13 protein-coding genes are annotated in these 20,846 nt (G+C 45.1%); 10 read left to right on the forward strand and 3 right to left on the reverse strand.

Going from position 1 to position 20,846, the window contains the following annotated elements; genetic code table 11:
• Positions 1-4 precede the first annotated feature (4 nt).
• A complete protein-coding gene (locus INQ51_RS21340; RefSeq protein WP_233380016.1) occupies positions 5-5,539 on the reverse strand; it encodes a hypothetical protein in 5,535 nt (1,844 codons plus the stop codon).
• Positions 5,540-5,722: 183 nt separating this feature from the next.
• On the opposite strand from INQ51_RS21340, the gene nhaC reads away from it, so the two are divergent.
• From nhaC to INQ51_RS21355, 3 genes are all read left to right on the forward strand, one after another.
• Positions 5,723-7,189 carry a Na+/H+ antiporter NhaC gene (nhaC, locus tag INQ51_RS21345; protein ID WP_233380017.1) on the forward strand — a complete coding sequence of 489 codons (1,467 nt, stop codon included), beginning with the start codon at positions 5,723-5,725 and terminating at the stop codon, positions 7,187-7,189.
• A 251-nt stretch (positions 7,190-7,440) separates the two neighbouring features.
• Positions 7,441-8,232 (forward strand): hypothetical protein, encoded by a 792-nt coding sequence (locus INQ51_RS21350; RefSeq protein ID WP_233380018.1) that lies wholly within the window; start codon positions 7,441-7,443, stop codon positions 8,230-8,232.
• Positions 8,233-8,354: 122 nt separating this feature from the next.
• The gene (locus INQ51_RS21355; protein ID WP_233380019.1) at positions 8,355-8,693 is read left to right on the forward strand and encodes a helix-turn-helix domain-containing protein; all 339 of its coding nucleotides are present in this window, start codon (positions 8,355-8,357) and stop codon (positions 8,691-8,693) included.
• A gap of 59 nt (positions 8,694-8,752) precedes the next feature.
• On the opposite strand, the gene INQ51_RS21360 is transcribed toward INQ51_RS21355, so the two are convergent.
• Positions 8,753-11,776 (reverse strand): DNA polymerase III subunit alpha, encoded by a 3,024-nt coding sequence (locus INQ51_RS21360; RefSeq protein ID WP_233380020.1) that lies wholly within the window; start codon positions 11,774-11,776, stop codon positions 8,753-8,755.
• Between the two features lie 211 nt (positions 11,777-11,987).
• The gene (dinB, locus tag INQ51_RS21365) at positions 11,988-13,202 is read right to left on the reverse strand and encodes a DNA polymerase IV (RefSeq protein WP_233380021.1); all 1,215 of its coding nucleotides are present in this window, start codon (positions 13,200-13,202) and stop codon (positions 11,988-11,990) included.
• 144 nt (positions 13,203-13,346) lie between these two features.
• Here dinB and INQ51_RS21370 point away from each other — a divergent pair, with 144 nt between their 5' ends.
• The 7 genes from INQ51_RS21370 to INQ51_RS21395 all read left to right on the forward strand — a co-directional run bounded on the left by INQ51_RS21370 (position 13,347) and on the right by INQ51_RS21395 (position 20,841).
• The gene (locus INQ51_RS21370; RefSeq protein WP_233380022.1) at positions 13,347-13,493 is read left to right on the forward strand and encodes a four helix bundle protein; all 147 of its coding nucleotides are present in this window, start codon (positions 13,347-13,349) and stop codon (positions 13,491-13,493) included.
• Complete coding sequence (locus INQ51_RS22775) at positions 13,484-13,699, forward strand: four helix bundle protein (protein ID WP_410796565.1); 216 nt, start codon at positions 13,484-13,486, stop codon at positions 13,697-13,699. The genes INQ51_RS21370 and INQ51_RS22775 overlap by 10 nt, the downstream gene beginning before the upstream one ends.
• Positions 13,700-13,749: 50 nt before the next feature.
• Positions 13,750-14,460 (forward strand): XRE family transcriptional regulator, encoded by a 711-nt coding sequence (locus INQ51_RS21375; protein WP_233380023.1) that lies wholly within the window; start codon positions 13,750-13,752, stop codon positions 14,458-14,460.
• Between the two features lie 379 nt (positions 14,461-14,839).
• Positions 14,840-16,171 carry a TolC family protein gene (locus tag INQ51_RS21380; protein WP_233380024.1) on the forward strand — a complete coding sequence of 444 codons (1,332 nt, stop codon included), beginning with the start codon at positions 14,840-14,842 and terminating at the stop codon, positions 16,169-16,171.
• A 12-nt stretch (positions 16,172-16,183) separates the two neighbouring features.
• Positions 16,184-17,278, forward strand: coding sequence for an efflux RND transporter periplasmic adaptor subunit (locus INQ51_RS21385; protein ID WP_233380025.1), 1,095 nt, complete (start codon positions 16,184-16,186; stop codon positions 17,276-17,278).
• A gap of 8 nt (positions 17,279-17,286) precedes the next feature.
• The gene (locus INQ51_RS21390; protein WP_233380026.1) at positions 17,287-20,526 is read left to right on the forward strand and encodes an efflux RND transporter permease subunit; all 3,240 of its coding nucleotides are present in this window, start codon (positions 17,287-17,289) and stop codon (positions 20,524-20,526) included.
• 6 nt (positions 20,527-20,532) lie between these two features.
• Positions 20,533-20,841 (forward strand): hypothetical protein, encoded by a 309-nt coding sequence (locus INQ51_RS21395; RefSeq protein ID WP_119438356.1) that lies wholly within the window; start codon positions 20,533-20,535, stop codon positions 20,839-20,841.
• The last annotated feature ends 5 nt before the right edge of the window (positions 20,842-20,846 follow it).

Here is a 20,846-nt window from a genome sequence, read left to right on the forward strand (position 1 = left end):
GTGACTAATTTCTGGTTGCATTTAAGCCATCACGGGCTTCCTGGTTTTCAGGATCAAGCTCCAGTGCTTTTTTGTACCAGAAACGCGCCACGTTCATGTTTCCTTCATCAAAAGCCTTTTTCGCGGCAGCATTGAGTTGAATCACCCGGTCAGCCGATCTTCCCTGTAAACGTTCCTGAACCAGTCGTTCAATTTCTGCCAACTGGTCTTTCGGGTATTTTTCGTTTGGCTTCTGGCTCAGTGCCTGGTTGTACCATCCACGCGCAACGGCCAGTTCAGCATCCCTGAAATTGTTGTCGGCCAAGTCGATAAAACGCTGGTATTCGCGGTCGCGCTGACTGGTCATCATTCCGTTTAACAAACGATTGATTTCATCGATTCGCTGTTGCGGGTAAGCCTCTTCCGGCTTCAGGTCGAGCGCTTTGAAATACCAGGCACGCGACACATTGTACTGCGTATCGTCAAAGAAGGCATCAGCCTTTTGAATCAATTGATCGTACAGGGCATTTACGCCCGATTCTGCCAGGATCTTTTGTTCGTCGAGCTCTTCCTGCATCTTGGCAATGTTCGTCCGGCGGCGATCCACATCGGCAGCCGCGTTGGCCTCTGCCTGTTTACGCGCTTCGGCCTGTGCCAGCAGTTCATCTATCCTTCTGATCTGCGACTTCGGATATTCTTCATCAGGTTTTACACCCAATGCAATTTCGTACTGAACTCTTGCATCAGTATACTTCTGCGTGCGGAAAAATCCATCGGCCACCACAATTATGTTACGGTACTTTTCATCCTGCGCGCGCTGTTCCAGAATCCGGTCAATTTCCACTATCTTATCTTTCGGATAGACCTCTTCCGGTTTCAGATCAGAAGCTTTCTGGTAATGTTCTTTAGCCGGTGTAAAGCTGTTGGCCGCGAACATCCGGTCACCTTGCTGGATCAGCGTCGCATATTGTTTATCAAGCGCTTCCTGAGCTGCTTTCGCATCGGCCAGTTCTTTCAAAATATTGCCAATCTCGTCGATCCGTTGTTGCGGATAAGCTTCTTCCGGTTTAATATCCAGTGCTGCACGGTATTCTGTTCTTGAGTTATCGTAATTCTTTTCGTTGAACAAGTTATCAGCTTTGGCAATCGCATCGGCATAATTCTTATCCTTTTCAGCCTGAATAGCTGCCAGTCTTGCGGCTTCGGCTTCAGCGGCTTCTTTTGCCAAACGTTCGCGGGTTGTTACAATCGAATCAATTTTCGCCAGCTGTTCATCCGGATACGTTTCGCCGGCCTTGGCTTGCTTCGCCTCGTTGTAAGCAGCAATGGCAGCTTCCCAACCTTCGTTTTTAAATTCGCGGTCGCCTTTTGCCACTGCATCTTCATAGGCTTTCTGTGCCGCTGAAAGTTGCGCCAGAAGGTTACCGATCTCGTCGATCCGTTGTTGAGGATAGCTTTCATCCGGCTTGATACCCAGTGCAGCACGGTACTCAGTCCGCGAATTATCGTAATTCTTTTCATTGAAAAGGTTATCAGCTTTGGCAATCGCATCGGCGTAGTTTTTATCTTTTTCAGCCTGAATCGCAGCCAGTCTTGCGGCTTCCGCTTCGGCAGCTTCTTTTGCCAAACGTTCGCGGGTGCTTACAATCGAATCAATTTTCGCCAGTTGCTCATCCGGGTAAGTTTCATCAGCCTTGGCTTTCTTCGCTTCATTGTAGGCAGCAATCGCAGCTTCCCAACCTTCGTTTTTGAATTCACGGTCGCCTTTCGTTACCGCATCTTCATAAGCCTTTTGAGCCGCTGAAAGTTGCGCCAGAATATTCCCGATCTCATCAATCCGTTGTTGAGGATAAGCTTCTTCCGGCTTAATATTCAATGCCGCACGGTACTCCGTCCGCGAGTTATCGTAATTTTTCTCGTTGAACAGATTATCTGCTTTGGCAATCGCATCGGCGTAGTTTTTATCCTTTTCAGCCTGAATAGCAGCCAGACGGGCGGCTTCGGCCTCGGCAGCTTCTTTTGCCAGACGTTCGCGGGTGCTTACAATCGAATCAATTTTTGCCAGCTGTTCATCCGGGTAAGCTTCGTCGGCCTTGGCTTGCTTCGCCTCGTTGTAAGCAGCAATGGCAGCTTCCCAACCTTCGTTTTTGAATTCACGGTCGCCTTTCGCTACCGCATCTTCATAGGCTTTCTGAGCCGCTGAAAGTTGCGCCAGAATGTTGCCGATCTCATCGATCCGTTGTTGCGGATAAGCTTCTTCCGGTTTTATTTCCAGTGCAGCACGGTATTCGGTCCGTGAATTATCGTAGTTCTTTTCGTTAAACAAGTTATCAGCACGGGCAATTGCATCGGCGTAGTTTTTATCCTTTTCTGCCTGAATCGCAGCCAGTCTTGCGGCTTCCGCTTCGGCAGCTTCTTTTGCCAAACGTTCGCGGGTTGTTACAATCGAATCAATCTTCGCCAGCTGCTCATCCGGGTAAGTTTCATCAGCCTTGGCTTTCTTCGCTTCGTTGTAGGCAGCAATCGCGGCTTCCCAACCTTCGTTTTTGAATTCACGGTCGCCTTTCGCCACTGCATCTTCATACGCTTTTTGCGCAGCCGAAAGTTGAGCCAGAAGGTTGCCAATCTCGTCGATCCGTTGTTGCGGATAAGCTTCTTCCGGTTTAATATCTAACGCTGCACGGTACTCCGTTCTTGAGTTATTGTAATTTTTCTCGTTGAACAGGTTATCTGCTTTGGCAATCGCATCTGCGTAGTTTTTATCTTTTTCAGCCTGAATCGCAGCCAGTCTTGCGGCTTCCGCTTCAGCAGCTTCTTTTGCCAGACGTTCGCGGGTGCTTACAATCGAATCAATCTTCGCCAGCTGTTCATCCGGATACGTTTCGTCGGCCTTGGCTTGCTTCGCTTCGTTGTAGGCAGCAATTGCAGCTTCCCAACCTTCGTTTTTGAATTCGCGGTCGCCTTTCGCCACTGCATCTTCATAGGCTTTTTGAGCCGCTGAAAGTTGCGCCAGAAGGTTGCCGATTTCGGCGATCCGTTGCTGTGGATAAGCTTCTTCCGGTTTTATTTCCAGTGCCGCACGGTACTCCGTCCGCGAATTATCGTAGTTTTTCTCGTTGAACAGGTTATCTGCTTTGGCAATCGCATCGGCGTAGTTTTTATCCTTCTCTGCCTGAATCGCAGCCAGACGGGCAGCTTCGGCTTCAGCAGCTTCTTTTGCCAGACGTTCGCGGGTGCTTACAATCGAATCAATTTTTGCCAGCTGCTCATCCGGATACGTTTCATCAGCCTTGGCTTTTTTGGCATCGTTGTAGGCAGCAATCGCGGCTTCCCAACCTTCGTTTTTGAATTCACGGTCGCCTTTCGCTACCGCATCTTCATAGGCTTTCTGTGCAGCTGAAAGTTGTGCCAGAATATTGCCGATCTCATCGATCCGTTGTTGCGGATAAGTCTCTTCGGGCTTAATATTCAATGCCGCACGATATTCAGTTCTTGAGTTATCATAATTTTTCTCGTTGAACAGGTTATCGGCTTTGGCAATCGCATCGGCGTAGTTTTTATCCTTCTCTGCCTGAATGGCGGCTAGTCTTGCTGCTTCCGCTTCAGCGGCCTCTTGTGCCAGGCGTTGCTGTTCGGCAACCAAGCCGTCAATTTTGCCGATCATTTCGGGCGGATAAGTTTCTTCGGGTTTTATTTTTCCGGCATCTGCAAAAGCTGTCCGGGCATCCGGATACTGTTTTTGCTGGAACAACCGGTCGGCCTTAGCCACAGCGTTCTGGTAATCGGCATTGGTTTTGGCAATGGCCGCCAGAAGAGTTGCAATCTCCGTCAGTTTTTGTTTCGGATAATCTTCCTTCGGTTTTATGCCCAACGCTTCGTTGTATCCATTTCGTGCACTCTCGTAATTTTTCTTGGCAAACTGATCATCAGCCGAAGCCAGCACCTGTGCGTAACGCGCATCCACCTCCATTCCGGCCACAATCTGATTGATTTCGGCAATCCGGTTACGGGCGTGTTCATTTTTTGCATCCAGCTCCAACGCTTTCTCATAAAGCGCTTTTGAGTCAGGATATTTCTGTTCATCAAACTTTTTATCGGCCTGCGTCAGGTAACTATCAATGCTTTGTTTGGTGTAAAGAATCTGACGAATCTCTTCCACCCGTTTTTTGGTACGAGGTTCATCGGGAACCAGCGTCAAAGCCTCTTCATAATTCGAAAGCGCGCTTGCATAATCTTCCTTTTTGTAGGCTTTGTCACCTTCTACAATCAGGCGGTCAAAAGTCATTTGATTCAGGATGCCCTGCATAATTTTCCGCGTATCTTCAATCCTGCGGGTGGCTTCCAAATCGCCCGGTTTGTATCCCAGTGCATTTTCAAACTGGGTAAGCGCGCGGTCGTAAAACTGCTTCGAGAACTGACGCTCCCCTTCCATCATGGCGTCTTTGTAGTTCTTTTGCTTCTCGGCATCTTTCGCCTGGTTGGCGATCAAGCCGTTTATCTCATTGATCTTGTTTTTTGGGTATTGCTCATTGGGTCTTATCTCCAAAGCCTTTTGGAACAAGCCCAGCGCTTCGTTGTAAAGTAATTCTTTAATCGATTGGTCTCCGTTGGCAATCAACTCCTGGTATTCCTGATCCAGCAGCTGCTGTTTCTGAAGTGTCGTTATTTTCTTGATCTGATCGTTTACGTATTCATCAAACGGCTTGATGGAAAGTGCGCGGCTGTACGAATTTTTTGCATCGGGGTAATTACGCTGCGAAAAAGCCAGATCGCCTTCCTGTACCAATTTATTGAAACGCTCGAGCATAGCTTTATCCAGCTCTTCGGCGGCCATAATCAGGCCCAGAAGATCGTTGATTTCATTGATGCGGTCTTTCGGAAACTGTTCCTTCGGGAAAATTTTGCTGGCTGCTTTGTACCCGTCAAGCGCATTCAGAAACTCTTCATTTGAATATTCTTTTCCGGCCTGCTCCAGTAATTTGTTGTATTCCTGACGCAACTCAGCCAGTTCGGCGCGGGTAAGTTTCGACATGTAATCGGCCCGTTTATCCACAATTTGTGCCTGCAAAACAGCCTGCTCAATCAGTTTTTTTATCTGGGCATCGTTGTAATACAGCTCCTTAACGAAATTGTCGACACTCGGACTGTAAAAGATTTTCAGAATATTGTTTTCCGAAAAAGAAGCATCTATTCCGGGGATTTCGGTAAACAATGTAATATCAACCGGAAAGGGAGGAAAACGCGGATCGGTATCCAAAACATTTTTCGGAACAGCCGTTTCAACCGCTATTTTTTGCGAGAAATGCCCCGCATGTTCAAAAACCAACTCGTACTTGTGGTTGTATTCCAACTCCACTTTGTAGTGCCCATCGGCTCCAACTCCGTAATTATCCAAACGCAGGCCGTCGCGGTGCATCTGAATAATGGCTCCTTCGGGCGAGCCATCTTCAACCGATATTTTACCTTCAACAGCCAAACCGCTACTTCGCTGAGCAAAAGCAGCGTTCACACTAAAAATCAATACAATAACAGCAAATGTCCGGACGTAAATTCCCCTCATAAAAACGCACTTAATTATAAACAAACGAAAATAAGACTATTTAATTATCCAATATTAAAAATGCAGGCTGAATTTAAAACAGCAACATCTTTTTATAATTTGCAGGAAACAGTCCGCATTTTTTGACACTTTTAAATTCAAAAGTATTATTTTGCCTTATCCTAAAATTTTCGACATACAATTATGGTCAAAAAAGAAGCAACACTTCTGCTGGCATTGCTGCCAATTCTCATCCTGATTTTTCTGCTTACCCTGAATGTGATTTTATTTGAAGACACGCTGGCCGGTGCCAACCAGATTGCACTGATGCTTGCTGCTGCGGTGGCCGGCTTGGTAGCCACTAAACTGGGGTACGGATGGGGCGAAATCAGCGCGAAGATTGTTTCAACCATCGGATCTGCCATGCCCTCTATTTTGATTCTTTTACTGATTGGTTCGCTGGCCGGGACCTGGCTGATCAGCGGTGTTGTTCCCGCCATGATTTACTACGGACTTGATCTGATCAGCCCCAAGCTGTTTCTGTTTACGGCCGTTGTGGTAAGCTCGATTGTGAGCGTGGCCACCGGAAGCTCCTGGTCAACGATTGCCACCATTGGCGTGGCACTGTTGGGAATCGGGCAAGCCATCGGGATAAACGAAGCGATTGTGGCCGGAGCCATTGTCAGCGGGGCCTATTTTGGCGATAAAATGAGCCCGCTGAGCGATACCACCAACCTGGCACCTGCCATGGCCGGAACGGATCTTTTTACTCATATTCGTTACATGATGTTTACTACTGTTCCCACCCTGATCATTACCCTGATCATTTTTCTGGTGATCGGATTTCGCTACGATTTTTCAACGGCTGTGGTAGATGTGGAAAATGTAAAAACAGCCATTGCCGGAACCTTCAATACTTCTCCCCTGCTTTTTGCTGTTCCGGTAGTCTTACTCGGTGTCATTATTTTGAAAGTGCCACCGCTGCCTTCGCTTTTTATAGGAACCTTGCTGGGGGGTGTTTTTGCCGTTATTTTTCAGCCGCATATAATCGAAGAAGTGGCCGGACACCTTGAAAATTATGCGACTGCCTCTTATTATTCCGTTATGCAGGCCATGTTTGGCGACATTAGTCTTACCACCCCCGATGAAAACGTAAACGATTTGCTGAGTACATCGGGAATGAGCGGAATGCTCGATACGGTTTGGCTGATCCTGTCGGCCATGATTTTTGGCGGCGTAATGGAATCGGCCGGATTGCTGAAACGAATTACCCAGCCCATTGTAAAATATGCACAAAGTACGGGCAGCCTGGTGGCTTCAACGGTGGGCACCTGTTTGTTTTTCAACACCACTGCCTCCGACCAGTACATTGCCATTGTGGTACCGGGCCGCATGTACCGAAAAACATTTGAAGAAAAAGGACTGAAGCCCGAAGTACTGAGCCGCACCCTGGAAGACAGCGGGACCGTAACTTCCGTGCTTATCCCGTGGAATACCTGTGGGGCAACGCAGTCGAGGGTGCTGGGTGTGGACACCTGGGCTTACGCACCCTATGCTTTTTTTAATATCATCAGCCCGTTTATGACCATGTTGTTTGCCTACCTGAATATCAAAATCAGAAGGTATGCCGCCGGCGAGAAACCGAAAGCGGTTGAGCAGGAAGAGGATTAATTTTCAGTATTTAGTTGCCATTGGTCATTTGGAAATCAGAAAGATTAAAAGTTTATTATTTTGCACCGTGGCTTTAGCCCGATGATTTGAGAATATTTCAGATTAAAATGCTTTAGCCGTTAACTATTCTGATTGAGGGCTAAGGTAACATCTATTTTAAGCCCTAATCACCAATCTACTAATATTAACAATAGTTAATATATTTATCAACAAATATTGCAACTCACTCCTTAATGTATTACATTTGAAACATGAGTTTTAAAATTGAACTTAAAGGAATTAGTTTATTGGATCGGTTTGACAATATTGTTTTTGCAGAAAAACAAACTAATATTAAAAAGTTAAGCAAGCTTTTTAAGTCAGCTAGTTCTCAAGAACGCAGATTTCAACAATCATTGAATCTTGATTCTGTTCTTGAACAAAAAATTTATTTTTCAGATGAAGAAATCCAGGCAGCCATAAAGAGGCTTGAAAAGAATGATGATTTATCTAAAACATCTGCTGCGGGATTTAATTTGGCTATTCAGTTTAATGGAGATACCGATATAGAAACTAGCAACAGAGAGTATAACTCATGGTATGAGGTTCTCAACAAAGTAGAACCAGTTCGTCATTTCCATTATCCAGACAAATATTCTCTGTTTCTTATGGAACAGGAGCCATTTGTATTATTTCTTATTAAGGCTATTTTAAGTTTATTTTTTCCAAGCTTTAGACAAGAATGGCTTTCAAAAGTACCAGATCCATCTTACATTTTGAGCAATTATGAAGCTGATATTCAGGAAAAAATAATAGCTGATTTATACATTAGGAATGCTATCAGATCAATAAAAAATGATCTAATTTCTAACTTTAAATCATTACACTTAATATCAATCCAAACTCACTTAAAAGAAGTTCTATTTGAATATTTTGATATTGTTTTCTCTCTCAAAAAAGAGGTTGTTTTGATTTCCAAACATGTTATCAATTCTATAACAACATCTTTAATTAAACACAATGACGAGAGAAGAAACATTAGATATATATCGGTTACTTGTTGAACTTAAAATTGGAGATTCAATACCAGAAAAAAATAAAAAAGAATTAGACCGCTCCATTAGCTATCTGGAAGAAAACCTTAAAAAGAGTGATTTTAAAAAAGTAAAGTTTAATACTGAAATAATTGGGACAATTGCCACCATATTTAGGGCGTGGCTTTTCCCTCCCTAGAATTATGAAATTAGGACCGACCATAAGGAGATTGAGAAAAGAAAAAAACATTAGGCAAATAGATTTTGCGAAACAATGCGGTATTTCTCAGACTTATCTATCACAATTAGAAAACGATGACAGAAACCCCACCATTGACGTGCTGGAAAGAATAAGTAAGGTTCTAGAAGTTCCTTATCCTGTACTATCTTTTCTTTCGTTGACTGAAGACGATGTTTCTGAAGAAAAACGCGACATGTATCAACGAATGCAAAAAGTTATGTTTGGTCTCGTTGAGGATGTATTTTTATAAAAAGTACCTATGTACTTTGCTTCGAGTAAATGACAATAAAAAATTGGTTCAATTCCTTTTTAATGTCTCAAAATCCAACCGTTTAATATTTCCTCAGTTTTCCCTCGCAACGCCATTGTTTTGGGTACTTTCAAACGCGTTGACGGCTCTTCCATGTTTTCATTGGGCAAACGGTACAGCTCTGTTGTTTCGATGCTGATAAAGCCAAATTCTTCCATCACTTTTCCTTTAATGAAGTAACAACCACCGCCTCTGAAAGGATATTTTTCAGCCACAGTCGGAAACTGAACCGTATCGATCCAGTGGCCTTCAAAATCGATAAAAACACCAAAAGTCATGCTTTTGCCATTGCCGGAGCGTGTGTATTTCACATTGACCAAGCTTCCGACAATCGACACATGTTGTCCAATCAGCCCCGTTAAATCAGCCGCCACTGTCTGCGGAAGTTTTAGCTCTTCCAATAAACCAAAAGGCGAACGCGTAACCGGAAATCCCAACAATTCAATTTCATCGTATGCATCTTCCAGCGGATGGTAGTAAAGATCGGGAATGGTAAACTCCTTTACCTCCTGTTGGAAAAGGGTTCGTTCGGGCGCCGTTTTTTTTGATTTGGAGAGGATGAAATGCGCATTCCAAAGCAGTTCTTTTTTTGATTTTCCGGTAAAGTTAAAAGCACCCACACGAATCAGAATACTGACTTGCTCGAGCGAAACCGGCACACGCAATAAGAAATCCTGCAAACTTCGGAAATAACCGCTTCGCCGGCGTTCTGTTAAAACAGCATCGATAGTAGTTGCTTCAAGGCTCTTCAAAAAGCCCAGCCCGAGAAAGATCACTTTTCCGCCGATCACCGTTTCTTCATTGCTGCGATTCACGCAAGGCGGAAAGATCTTGCCTCCGTTCATGCGCGCTTCGTGCACATACAATTCGGTCCGGTAAAAACCACCACCGTTATTAATGGTGGCCACCAGGTATTCGAGCGGATAATAAGCTTTCAGAAACAGTGCCTGATAACTTTCCACGGCATACGAAGCCGAGTGCCCTTTGGAAAATGCATAATTGGCAAAACTCTCTATCTGTGTCCAAACCCGTTGTACCAAACCACGGTCGTACCCTTTTTCGGCACAATTGGAGAAAAACTTATCGTGCACCTTTCCGAATTCGTTGCGCTGCTTGAATTTCCACGACATTCCCCGCCGTAAAATATCGGACTCGGCCAATGTTAACCCGGCAAACAGGTGGGCTACTTTGATCACATCTTCCTGGTACACCATTACCCCGTAGGTTTCTTCGAGCAGGTGGTACAATTCGGGTGCTTCATTTCGGGCTGCCACACAACGGCTCCGGTCGCGGTAACGCAAAATATATTCGCGCATCATTCCGCTTTGCGCCACCCCCGGGCGAATGATCGAACTGGCAGCCACCAGCCGCAGGTAATCGTCGGCTTCGAGCTTGGTCAATAACATTCGCATAGCCGGAGACTCCACGTAAAAACAACCAATGGTATTTCCGTGTTTCAGTAGCTCTTTTACCTGTTCATCTTTCTTGAAAGCGGGTAAATCATGGATATCAATTTCGTCGCCCTTGTTTTCGCGGATGATGCTGATTGCATCTTCAATTTTACTGAGTCCGCGCTGACCGAGAATATCAAATTTGGCGAAGCCCAGGTCTTCCGCTTCAATCATACTAAAATGAACCGTTGGAAAACCTTTGGGCGGCATAATGGTGGCGGTATAAGCGCTTATCGGTTCTTCTGAAATCAAGATTCCGCTGGAATGAACACTCAGGTGCGACGGAAACCCGTGAATGAGTTTGCTGTATTTCAGCACCAGCCGGCCAATGTCATCCAGCTCCTGAAAATCTTTTACCGCTTGTAGCTTTTCTATTTCGAGGGCAGGCAGGCCAAAAACTTTCCCCAGTTCACGCACCATCGATTTGTATTGAAAGGTGATGTAAGTTCCGACCAAAGCCACGCGATCCCAGCCATAACGATCGAAAATATAGCGCGTAATATGATCGCGGTCGCGCGAAGCAAAATCGATATCAAAATCGGGTGGGCTTTTTCGCGAAGGGTTGATAAAACGTTCAAAATACAGATCGAGTTCAACAGGATCGACATCGGTAATACGAAGCAAATAAGCGATCATACTGTTGGCACCACTTCCCCGCCCCACGTAGTAACAGCCCTGACTGCGTGCGCACTGAACCAGGTCCCAGTTGATCAGAAAATAAGCGGCAAAATCCATCTGCTTGATAATAGACAGCTCTTTTTCCATTCGCTCGACTACTTTGGGCGAAGGCTCGCCGAAACGATAGCCGATACCTTCCCACGCCATTTTTCGCAACAGAATAAAATCCTCGGCAGGCGAGCTCATAAAACACTTTTTATTTTTTGATTTTTTAAACGTGAATTCGATGCAACAGCTATCGATAAGCCTTAGGGTATTTTGAATCAGTTGCGGAAAATCGCGGAATTGCTCGTAAATATCCTGCCGCGGCCACATAATCTCATCGGGGCTGGCCTCCTCGCTTTTGGACAGAAGGCTTAACAGGGTATTGTTATCGATGGCACGCAGCAAGCGATGTACATTAAAATCGCGTTTATTCCGGAAAGTTACCGACTGGAGTACCACCAGTTTTTCCGGGTATTTCCGAAGGTCGCCAAACACACGGTTAACCTGCGAAGGCCGCACCCCGATAAATTCATTTTCTTTTAAATCCGTAGGATGAACCGCCCCGATGGGGTAAATAAAATACGCATTACCGATCTCCGGCGCCCGGTCGGGAATCTTTTTCCCTGAATGCAGATGACAGATTAGATGCTCGTTCATCGCACGGAAGCCATCGTTGTTGCGGGCAATCCCCACGTATTTTTGCTGTGCACCGTTCCGGAAATCGATGCCGACTACCGGCTTGATATCCTTGGCGGTACAAAGCCGGATAAAATCGATGGCCGCCGAAGTATTATTTATATCAGTAAGTACCAGCGAGCGGTAACCTTTCTCAATGGCTTCCTGGATAAGTGCGTCAATCGAAATCGTTCCGTACTTGTAACTGAAATATGTATGGCAATTTAGTAACATAAAAATGCGTTAATGCTTTAATACGAGAATGCTTAAATGAGCTTCGCACCTATAGTTGCTAGCTTTTAGCTTAAAAACATCAAACCCAGAAACACTGAAAACTGAGACTGGATACTGAGACTTTTCTTCTTTTCCTTCATCAATCTTAAATCGTTAATCATCATTCGTTATTCTGTACAATAAAGTTTCCCTTGGGGGATCTAGGAGGTTTTTACATCCTCCGGTGTGCGGGTACACCCGGCGACAGCCCGTTAAAAGGATTTATCGCCTGCCCAACTCCGCGGATGCCAAGTGTAGATGCCCGAAAAATGGCATCCTGTCCAAAACGGTTGCGCATTTTATCCATTTGCTGATACAGGCGGATCAGTTTGGTATTGTCCTCAAACAACCGCATCTGGTAACTCCCGCCAATTAAATGGCTAAACCGGACCCCCACCAAACGCACCAAAACCCGCCGGCTATAAAGCTGATCAAAAAGCTCCATCACTGTTTCAATCAAGGTATGATCGAGCGAAGTGTAATAAATCCGCTTTTGTCGGGTACGTGTATCAAAATCAGAGTAACGTACGGTTACGGTTACACACGAAGTAAGTTTGTTGCTGTTTCGCAACTGAAATGCCAGCTTCTCGGTCATCGACAATAACAGGTTTTTCAGGGCCACTACGTCAATCGTATCTTTCTCGAAAGTAAGCGACGACGAGATGGATTTTCGCTCGCTGTAAGGCTCCACCAGCGAGTTATCAATCCCTTGTGCCTTTTTCCAAAGCGCAACTCCATTTTTACCCATCACTTTCTCCATCAGCTCAACGGGCATTTCCTGAATCGTCTTCACGTACTTAATGCCCATACTTAGCAGCATTTTGTAGGTTTGATCGCCTACCATCGGTATTTTCTTTACCACCAGCGGCGCCAAAAAACTCTTCTCCTTCCCTTCTTCAATCTTCACATGGTTGTTGGGCTTTACTTCGTTGGTAGCCACTTTCGATACGGTTTTGTTGGTCGAAAGGCCAAACGAAATAGGCAAATGTGTTTCTTTAATGATCCGGTCGCGCAGTTCCTGTGCCCATTTGTAACTACCGTAAAACTTGTCCATTCCCGTTACATCAATGTAAAACTCGTCGATGGAAGATTTTTCGTACAGTGGTGCCTGTTCGCTGATCATCTCAGTAATCGTATCCGAGAACTTGCTGTAAATGGAGCTGTTCCCTCTTACCACAATTGCATGCGGACAAAGTTGCTGTGCCATTCGCATAGGCATGGCCGAATGCACTCCGTATTCGCGGGCTTCGTAACTACAGGCAGCTACTACCCCGCGTCCGCTGGTGCCTCCAACCAACACCGGCTTCCCTTTTAGCTCCGGGTTCATCAGCCGTTCACACGACACAAAAAAGGTGTCCAGATCAATATGTACAATATTTCTGTTCAAAATGTCGATATTATCGTCAATATTCCGACTATAATTTAGTCATTATTTTTATCTTTATGCTGAAAAAAGTTGGAAGATAGGAGTGGGAAGTTTGAAGCACGAAGATGGAAGAACCAGAAAGTTTAATTAAAAAAAACATATAAAATGGAATTTAAATTTGAAAACCTGATCATCTGGCAAAAAGCAATGGACTTTGCAGAAGAGATTAATGCAATAGCATACTCTTTCCGCAAACAGAACTTTATAATCTCTCTTCTCAAATCAGACGAGCAGCTGATTCCATTGCCTTGAACATCTCTGAAGGTTCTATTGAACAATCCTCTCAAGAATTTAAAAGATTTATGAATTATGCCATCCGTTCACTTGCTGAAGTGGTGACATGTTTGCACAAAGCAAAACGCAGAAAATACATTACGGAGGAATTATTTAAAAATCATTACGGATTTGCATTCAATTTGATGAACATGATGATTGCATTTAAAAACAAAATAAAATGACTGTAATCCGAGGATATAAGACTTCCCGCTTCTAACTTCAAACTAAAATCATGTATTTTGCAGACAATTTAAAATTTCTACGGATCCGGCGAAGGAAATCGCAGATGGATCTGGCAGCCGAACTCGAACTGACCCGCACCACCTTGTCGGGCTACGAGAAAAATGTACAACCACCTTTTAAGGTATTGATCCGCATCTCGGAGTATTTCAACATTTCGCTGGATGCCCTGATCAAGTATCGGTTGGAAGCACTTTCCGAGTTTCAGCTTTCGCAAATTGAAAAGGGTTTTGACGTGGACATAACCGGAAACAAGCTCAGGCTACTCACTATTTCGGTGGATAGCAAAGGCGAAGAAAACATTGAGATGGTGCCCATAAAAGCACATGCCGGTTACACCAACAGCTACGGCGATCTTGATTTTATTGCTTCCCTCCCCAAGTTTAAACTTCCATTTCTGCCACAAAACCGCACCTACCGTAGTTTCCAGATCAAAGGCGACTCGATGTTGCCCATAAAAGAAGGTGCGTGGGTAACCTGCTCGTTTGTTGAAGACTGGACCGGAATAAAAGATGGCAAAGCCTGCATTATTGTTACAAAAGACGACGGCATTATTTTTAAGTTGGTGTACAAACAACAGAAACAAAGCCATTTCTTGCTGGTTTCATCCAACCGTGAGTATTCTCCTTACAAGATGCCACTGACACAAATTCAGGAAATCTGGCAGTTTGAAACCGTAAACAGTTTTGAGTATTCAGAATAATACCTCAATTCTGCAAGCCGAATTTAACGGCACACAGAGAACGCAGATTTACGCAGAAAATGATTTCATCCATTGGGGTAATAAAATTTGTGGTAATCAGTGCAATCCGCGCGAAATAAAGGTATAAATGAAGTATTCAGGAATAAACACTGAGTACAGGAACAGCCAAACGGCATCACAGTAACACAGCCCCCTACCCCTGTTTGCAGAATCTGGTATTCTGTATCCGGATCAGGTATTCACCCCCAAATAACAACCAAAAATCACACCTCATAGATACAGGATATACCCCATAAAATACTCATATATCTATTTATATAGATATTTGTATTTTATAGCATATATTTGTGCCCAAAATTAGAAATAAAACCATTTGCATATGTTTAAAGATCGATTTACCAAAGTACTGATTCTTTTTCTTGCCATACCTTTCTTAAACAATGCCCAAACCAGGCAGCTAAGTCTGGATGAAGCGTTGAATCTGGCAGCAGAAAACAATCTGAACATTAAAAGTGCAGAAGCGCGAATAAACACCGCAAAAGCATCGTACCGAATGACCAATTCTGTTTTTTTACCCGGAATTGAAGCCAGTCATACCGGTGTTACTACCAACGATCCTCTTTCTTCGTTTGGATTCAAATTAAAACAGGAGATCGTTCAGCAAGCCGATTTTGATCCGGCCCGCCTAAACGATCCGGGAAGCAATGAAAATTTCGGAACAAAAATCGAAATTCAGCAGCCACTGCTTAACCTCGATGGAATTTACGCACGAAAAGCTGCAAAAAAGCAATTCGAAGCCATGACTTACCAGGCTACACGGGTGCGCAAAAACATTGAATACGAAGTAAAGCGTGCCTATTTTATGCTGGAACTGGCTGAATCTTCGGTGAATGTGCTGGAGCGTTCTGTTAAAGTAGCAGAAGAAGCGCTTCGCCTAACCAAAAACAACGAAGAGCAGGGATTTGCCAAACACGCCGATGTACTGGAAGCTTCGGTTCGCTACGAAGAGCGCAAAAACCAACTTTTGGAAGCTCAGAATCAGCGCGAAGCAGCCCACGATTTTCTGGCTCATTTGTTGGGGCTGGAACTGAACGAACAAATTACCACAACCGATTCACTGGTTCAGGCGCCTACGCAAATGCTGGCCACTCAACCGGATTATAATTTGGAAAACCGCTCCGACCTCCTGGCCTTTCAAAAACAAATTGAAGCAGGAGAAAACATGGTCCGCAGCAACAAAATGAAGTTTGTTCCGCGTGTAAATGCCTTTGGTGCGGTAGAATGGAACGACGACAAACTGCTGGGAACCTCCGCCAATAATTACATGCTTGGCGCGTCACTCAGCTGGAAATTATTTAATGGATATAAAAATACCGGTGCCGTGCAGCAGGCCAAATCCCAACTGGACGAAGCACGTTTTAGCTATCAGGATTACCTGTCTCAAAGCCAGGTACAGGTAAACAATGCCATCAGAAACGTAAACCTTAACTACAGTCGTATTCAGTCAAGTAAACTGGCCAAAGAACAGGCACAGGAATCACTCCGGATACGCACCAACCGTTTTGAACAGGGACTGGAGAAAACAGCTGACCTGCTGATGTCGGAAGCCCTGGCCTCCGGAAAAGAACTGGAATACATACAATCTATTTATAACTACAGACAGGCCATTTTCGAAATGGAACTGCTCATGGAAAAAGATATTAATCAATAAAAGCCTTATAAAATGCAAGTAAAATCAATTAATAAGAACCTTTTCATCGCCCTTGCCGCGATGGGATTATTTGTTGTCGCGTGTGGTAAAAAGGAAAACACCGCAACAATCAGCAATCCGGAGAAAATTCAGGTGAAAGTAGCGACAGCTAAACTGGAAGAATTTCCGATGGAGAACAGTTTTTCAGGAAAACTGGAAGCTGACAAGCAAAGTAACCTGAGCACCCGGATGATGGGACAGATTACAGCAATTTACGCAAAACCAGGCCAAAAAGTAAGCAAAGGCGACCTGCTGATCCAGATCCGAAACCAGGATATTCTGGCAAAAAAAGCACAGGTAGAAGCCAGTAAAGTAGAAGCAACTACCGCTTACGAAAGTGCCCAAAAAGACCTGAAACGTTTTGAAGCCTTACACGCTGCCAACAGCGCTTCGGACAAAGAACTGGACGATATGCGTACCCATTTCCAAATGGCCAAAGCACGTCTTTCGGCAGTGGAGCAAATGGAACGTGAAGTAGAAGAAAACATTCGTTATACCGCTATAAGAGCGCCTTACAACGGAACTATTACCGGCAAATTTGTCAACGAAGGCGACATGGCCAACCCGGGAATGCCTTTGCTAAGCATGGAAAGCCCTTCGCAATGGAAAGTTTATGCGCGCATTCCGGAGCTGGAAATTGCCAACGTAAAATTAAACGATCCGGTAAAAGTGCAATTTACAGCATCACCCGGCACCGAAGTGGCAGGAGCTATTTCCGAGATCAACCCTTCATCTGCCAATACCGGCAGCCAGTTTGAAGCAAAAATTCTGTTGGATGCTGATGCTGTAAAATCCATCGATCTGTATAGCGGAATGTACGCAACTGTTCTGCATGCAAAAGGAACCGAAAAAATGATCCGCGTTCCCCAGAGCAGTTTGGTTAAACGTGGACAACTAACCGGACTTTATACAGTAGGCGCCAACAACAACTCGGTGTTGCGCTGGATCCGCACCGGAAAAACATACAACGATTCCATTGATGTTCTTTCGGGACTTAGCGATGGAGAAAAATACATTCTGTCGGGCGAGGGTAAATTATACGACGGAGCAATTGTTGAAAACAAATAAGTAGAAAAATGAAGACAGGATTTGCAGGCGGAATAGCCAAAGCATTTATAAATTCGAAGCTGACACCGCTTCTGATGGTCGCTTTCCTGGTCATCGGAATCTACAGCTCGTACCTTACACCGAGGGAGGAAGAACCTCAGATTGACGTACCTATTGCCGACATTTTTTTCCGCTATCCGGGCGCAAGCCCCACGGAAATTGAATCGCGGGTAATGCAACCGCTCGAAAAAGTAGTAGCCAATATACCGGGAGTTGAGTATGTGTATTCGACTTCGATGCCGGGCCAGGCCATGTTGATCGTACAGTTTTATGTGGGCGAAGACATTGAACGCTCGCTGGTAAAAATGTACAACGAGATTATGAAGCACATGGACCAGATGCCGGCGGGAACTTCGTTACCGCTCGTAAAAACCCGCTCGATTGACGACGTACCGGTGCTTGGCCTGACTTTGTGGAGTGAGAATTATGACGATTACCAACTCAAAAGAATAGCCCAGGAACTAAACAACGAAATTGAGCAGGTCACCGATGTTTCGGAGACCAAAGTGATTGGAGGCCGTTCGCGCGAAATTCGCGTGGTATTGGACAGCGAGAAAATGGCTGCCGCCCATGTGGATGCACTGATGATTGCCCAGCAAATTCAGCTGGCAAACAGTCAGTTTCAAGCCGGTTCTTTTAGCAAAAACGATACAGAATACCTGGTGGAAGCCGGTGATTTCCTGAAATCATCAGAAGATGTTGAAAACCTTGTTGTGGGCGTTTTCAACAATCATCCGGTTTACCTGAAACAGGTGGCCGAAATTATTGACGGACCACAAGAACCAATCCAGTATGTAGAATTTGGCTATGCACAAATGGACCAGCAGAAAGCTGATCATCCGGGGGAATACCCGGCCGTAACTATCTCGGTTGCCAAACGCCGCGGCGCTGATGCCATGCGCGTTTCTGACGAAATTTTGCAAAAGCTGGACGTTCTGAAAAAAGACCTTATACCAGAAGATGTACAGGTAACTGTAACTCGTAATTACGGGGAAACTGCCTCGCACAAAGTATCCGAACTGCTGATGCACTTATTTGGTGCCATCATCTCGGTAACCATAGTAGTAATGCTGGCCATGGGCTGGCGCGGTGGACTGGTGGTGTTCCTTTCGGTACCTATCACCTTCGCCTTAACTATGTTCAGCTATTATTTTCTGGACTATACACTGAACAGGATCACTTTATTCGCGCTCGTATTTGTGACAGGAATTGTTGTGGACGACTCCATCATTATTGCCGAAAATATGCACCGGCACTTTAAAATGAAAAAGTTGCCCTTTATACAAGCGGCGTTGCGCTCGATAGACGAAGTTGGTAACCCAACCATTCTGGCGACATTCACCGTAATTGCTGCGGTATTGCCCATGGTTTTTGTGAGCGGATTAATGGGGCCTTACATGAGCCCGATGCCGATTGGCGCTTCCATCGCAATGATCTTCTCGTTGTTGGTAGCACTGACCATCACTCCATACCTGGCTTACCGCCTGCTGAAACACGACAACAAAAAAACGGAAAAGGAATTCCGGATGGAGGATTCAGTTATCTACAAACTGTATAAGAAAACCATCAATCCGATGCTGGAGTCTCCTTTCAAACGCTGGGGATTTATTATTGGTGTTACCGTACTCTTGTTCGGATCGATGACTCTGGTATACTTCAAAATGGTGGCCGTAAAAATGCTTCCGTTTGATAACAAAAATGAGTTCCAGGTGATCGTTGACATGCCCGAAGGAACTACGCTGGAGCGCACCGCCGTTGTTACAAAAGAACTGGCAGCCTACATTGCTCAGCAAAACAATGTGCTGAACTACCAAACCTACGTGGGAACCGCTTCGCCGATGAACTTTAACGGTTTGGTACGCCACTACGACCTGCGCCAGGGATCCAACGTTGCCGACATCCAGGTAAACCTTACTGATAAAGGCAACCGCAGTCTGCAAAGTCACGACATTGCCAAGGCTATGCGTCCGGGCTTGCAGGAAATTGGGAAGAAATACAATGCCAATGTTAAAGTGGTGGAAGTTCCGCCCGGACCTCCGGTATTATCAACACTGGTAGCCGAAGTGTACGGTCCCGACCTGGATGCGCAGACAGAAATTGCCCGCCAGGTGAAAGCCTTGTTTGCTGAAACGGAGGATGTGGTGGACATTGACTGGTATCCTGAAGACGACCAGGTGGAGTACAAATTTGATGTACTGAAAGAAAAGGCTGCTTTGCATGGTCTGACTACGCAACAGGTTACACAAAGCCTGGCAATGGCATTGGGCGGACAGGAAGTAGCTCAGCTTTACCAGGAACAGGAATACGAGCAAACCGGAATTAAACTGCGCTTGGGCGAAAAAGACCGTTCGGGGCTGAACGAGTTGAAAAACATCAACATCATGAGCCAAAGCGGACAAATGGTTTCGCTGGGCGATGTGGTGGAAATAGAACAAGGTCTGCAGGACAAAAGCATCTACCGGAAAAATCAACGCCGTGTGGTTTACGTAACCGCCGATGTGGCCGGAAGTCTAGAAAGCCCTGTTTATGCAATCCTTAACATGTCGGAAAAACTGAAAGATATTCAGGTGCCCGAAGGATATTTGCTTAGCGAAGAATATACGCAGCAACCTTTCACCCAGGAAAATTACAGCCTGAAATGGGACGGCGAATGGCAAATTACCTACGAAGTTTTCCGCGACCTTGGAACAGCCTTTGCGGTGGTACTGCTGGTTATTTACATGCTGATCATTGGCTGGTTCCAAAACTTTAAGGTGCCGTTTGTCATGATGATTTCCATTCCGCTATCGCTGGTTGGTATCCTGGTAGGCCACTGGATGATGGGTGCTTTTTTCACCGCAACATCCATGATCGGGTTAATTGCGCTCGCGGGCATTATGGTCCGAAATGCCATATTGCTCATCGACTTTATCAACCTGCGACTGGCCGAAGGAATTCCGCTGAAAGAAGCAGTAATCGAAGCCGGAGCGGTGCGTACCACCCCTATTCTACTCACCGCAGGAACCGTGGTAATTGGCGCCGTAGTTATTCTGTTCGACCCTATTTTCCAGGGGCTAGCCATTTCGCTGATGGGTGGTAGCATCGCGTCTACTTTCTTGACACTTGTAATTGTTCCGCTCATCTACTACATGACTGAAAAGAAAAAATACCAGAAACAGGAAGCGGCAAATATGATTGAAGAAGAAAATACCAATAACCATAACGAATAGAGGACTATGAAATTTGTAATGATTCAATGTGTGGAAGCACATCACCACAACCTGGCTCACATTTTAGAGCAGCTTCACATTAACTCGTACAGCGAAACCGAGGTGGAAGGCTTCATGAAAGATGTGGAAGGAAAACGGGAAATTGCAAACTGGTTTGGATCCGCAAGACGTCCTTACCGCTACATCATATCTTTCACATTTCTGGAAGAAGACAGGGCCAACGAATTGCTTCGGATGGTAAAGGAATTTAACGATTCGTTCGAGGCCATCAGCCCAATAAACGCTTACATTATGAACGTAGAAAAATATGTTTAAAAAGA

The organism is Maribellus sp. CM-23 (assembly GCF_021354595.1).
Lineage (GTDB): Bacteria > Bacteroidota > Bacteroidia > Bacteroidales > Prolixibacteraceae > Draconibacterium.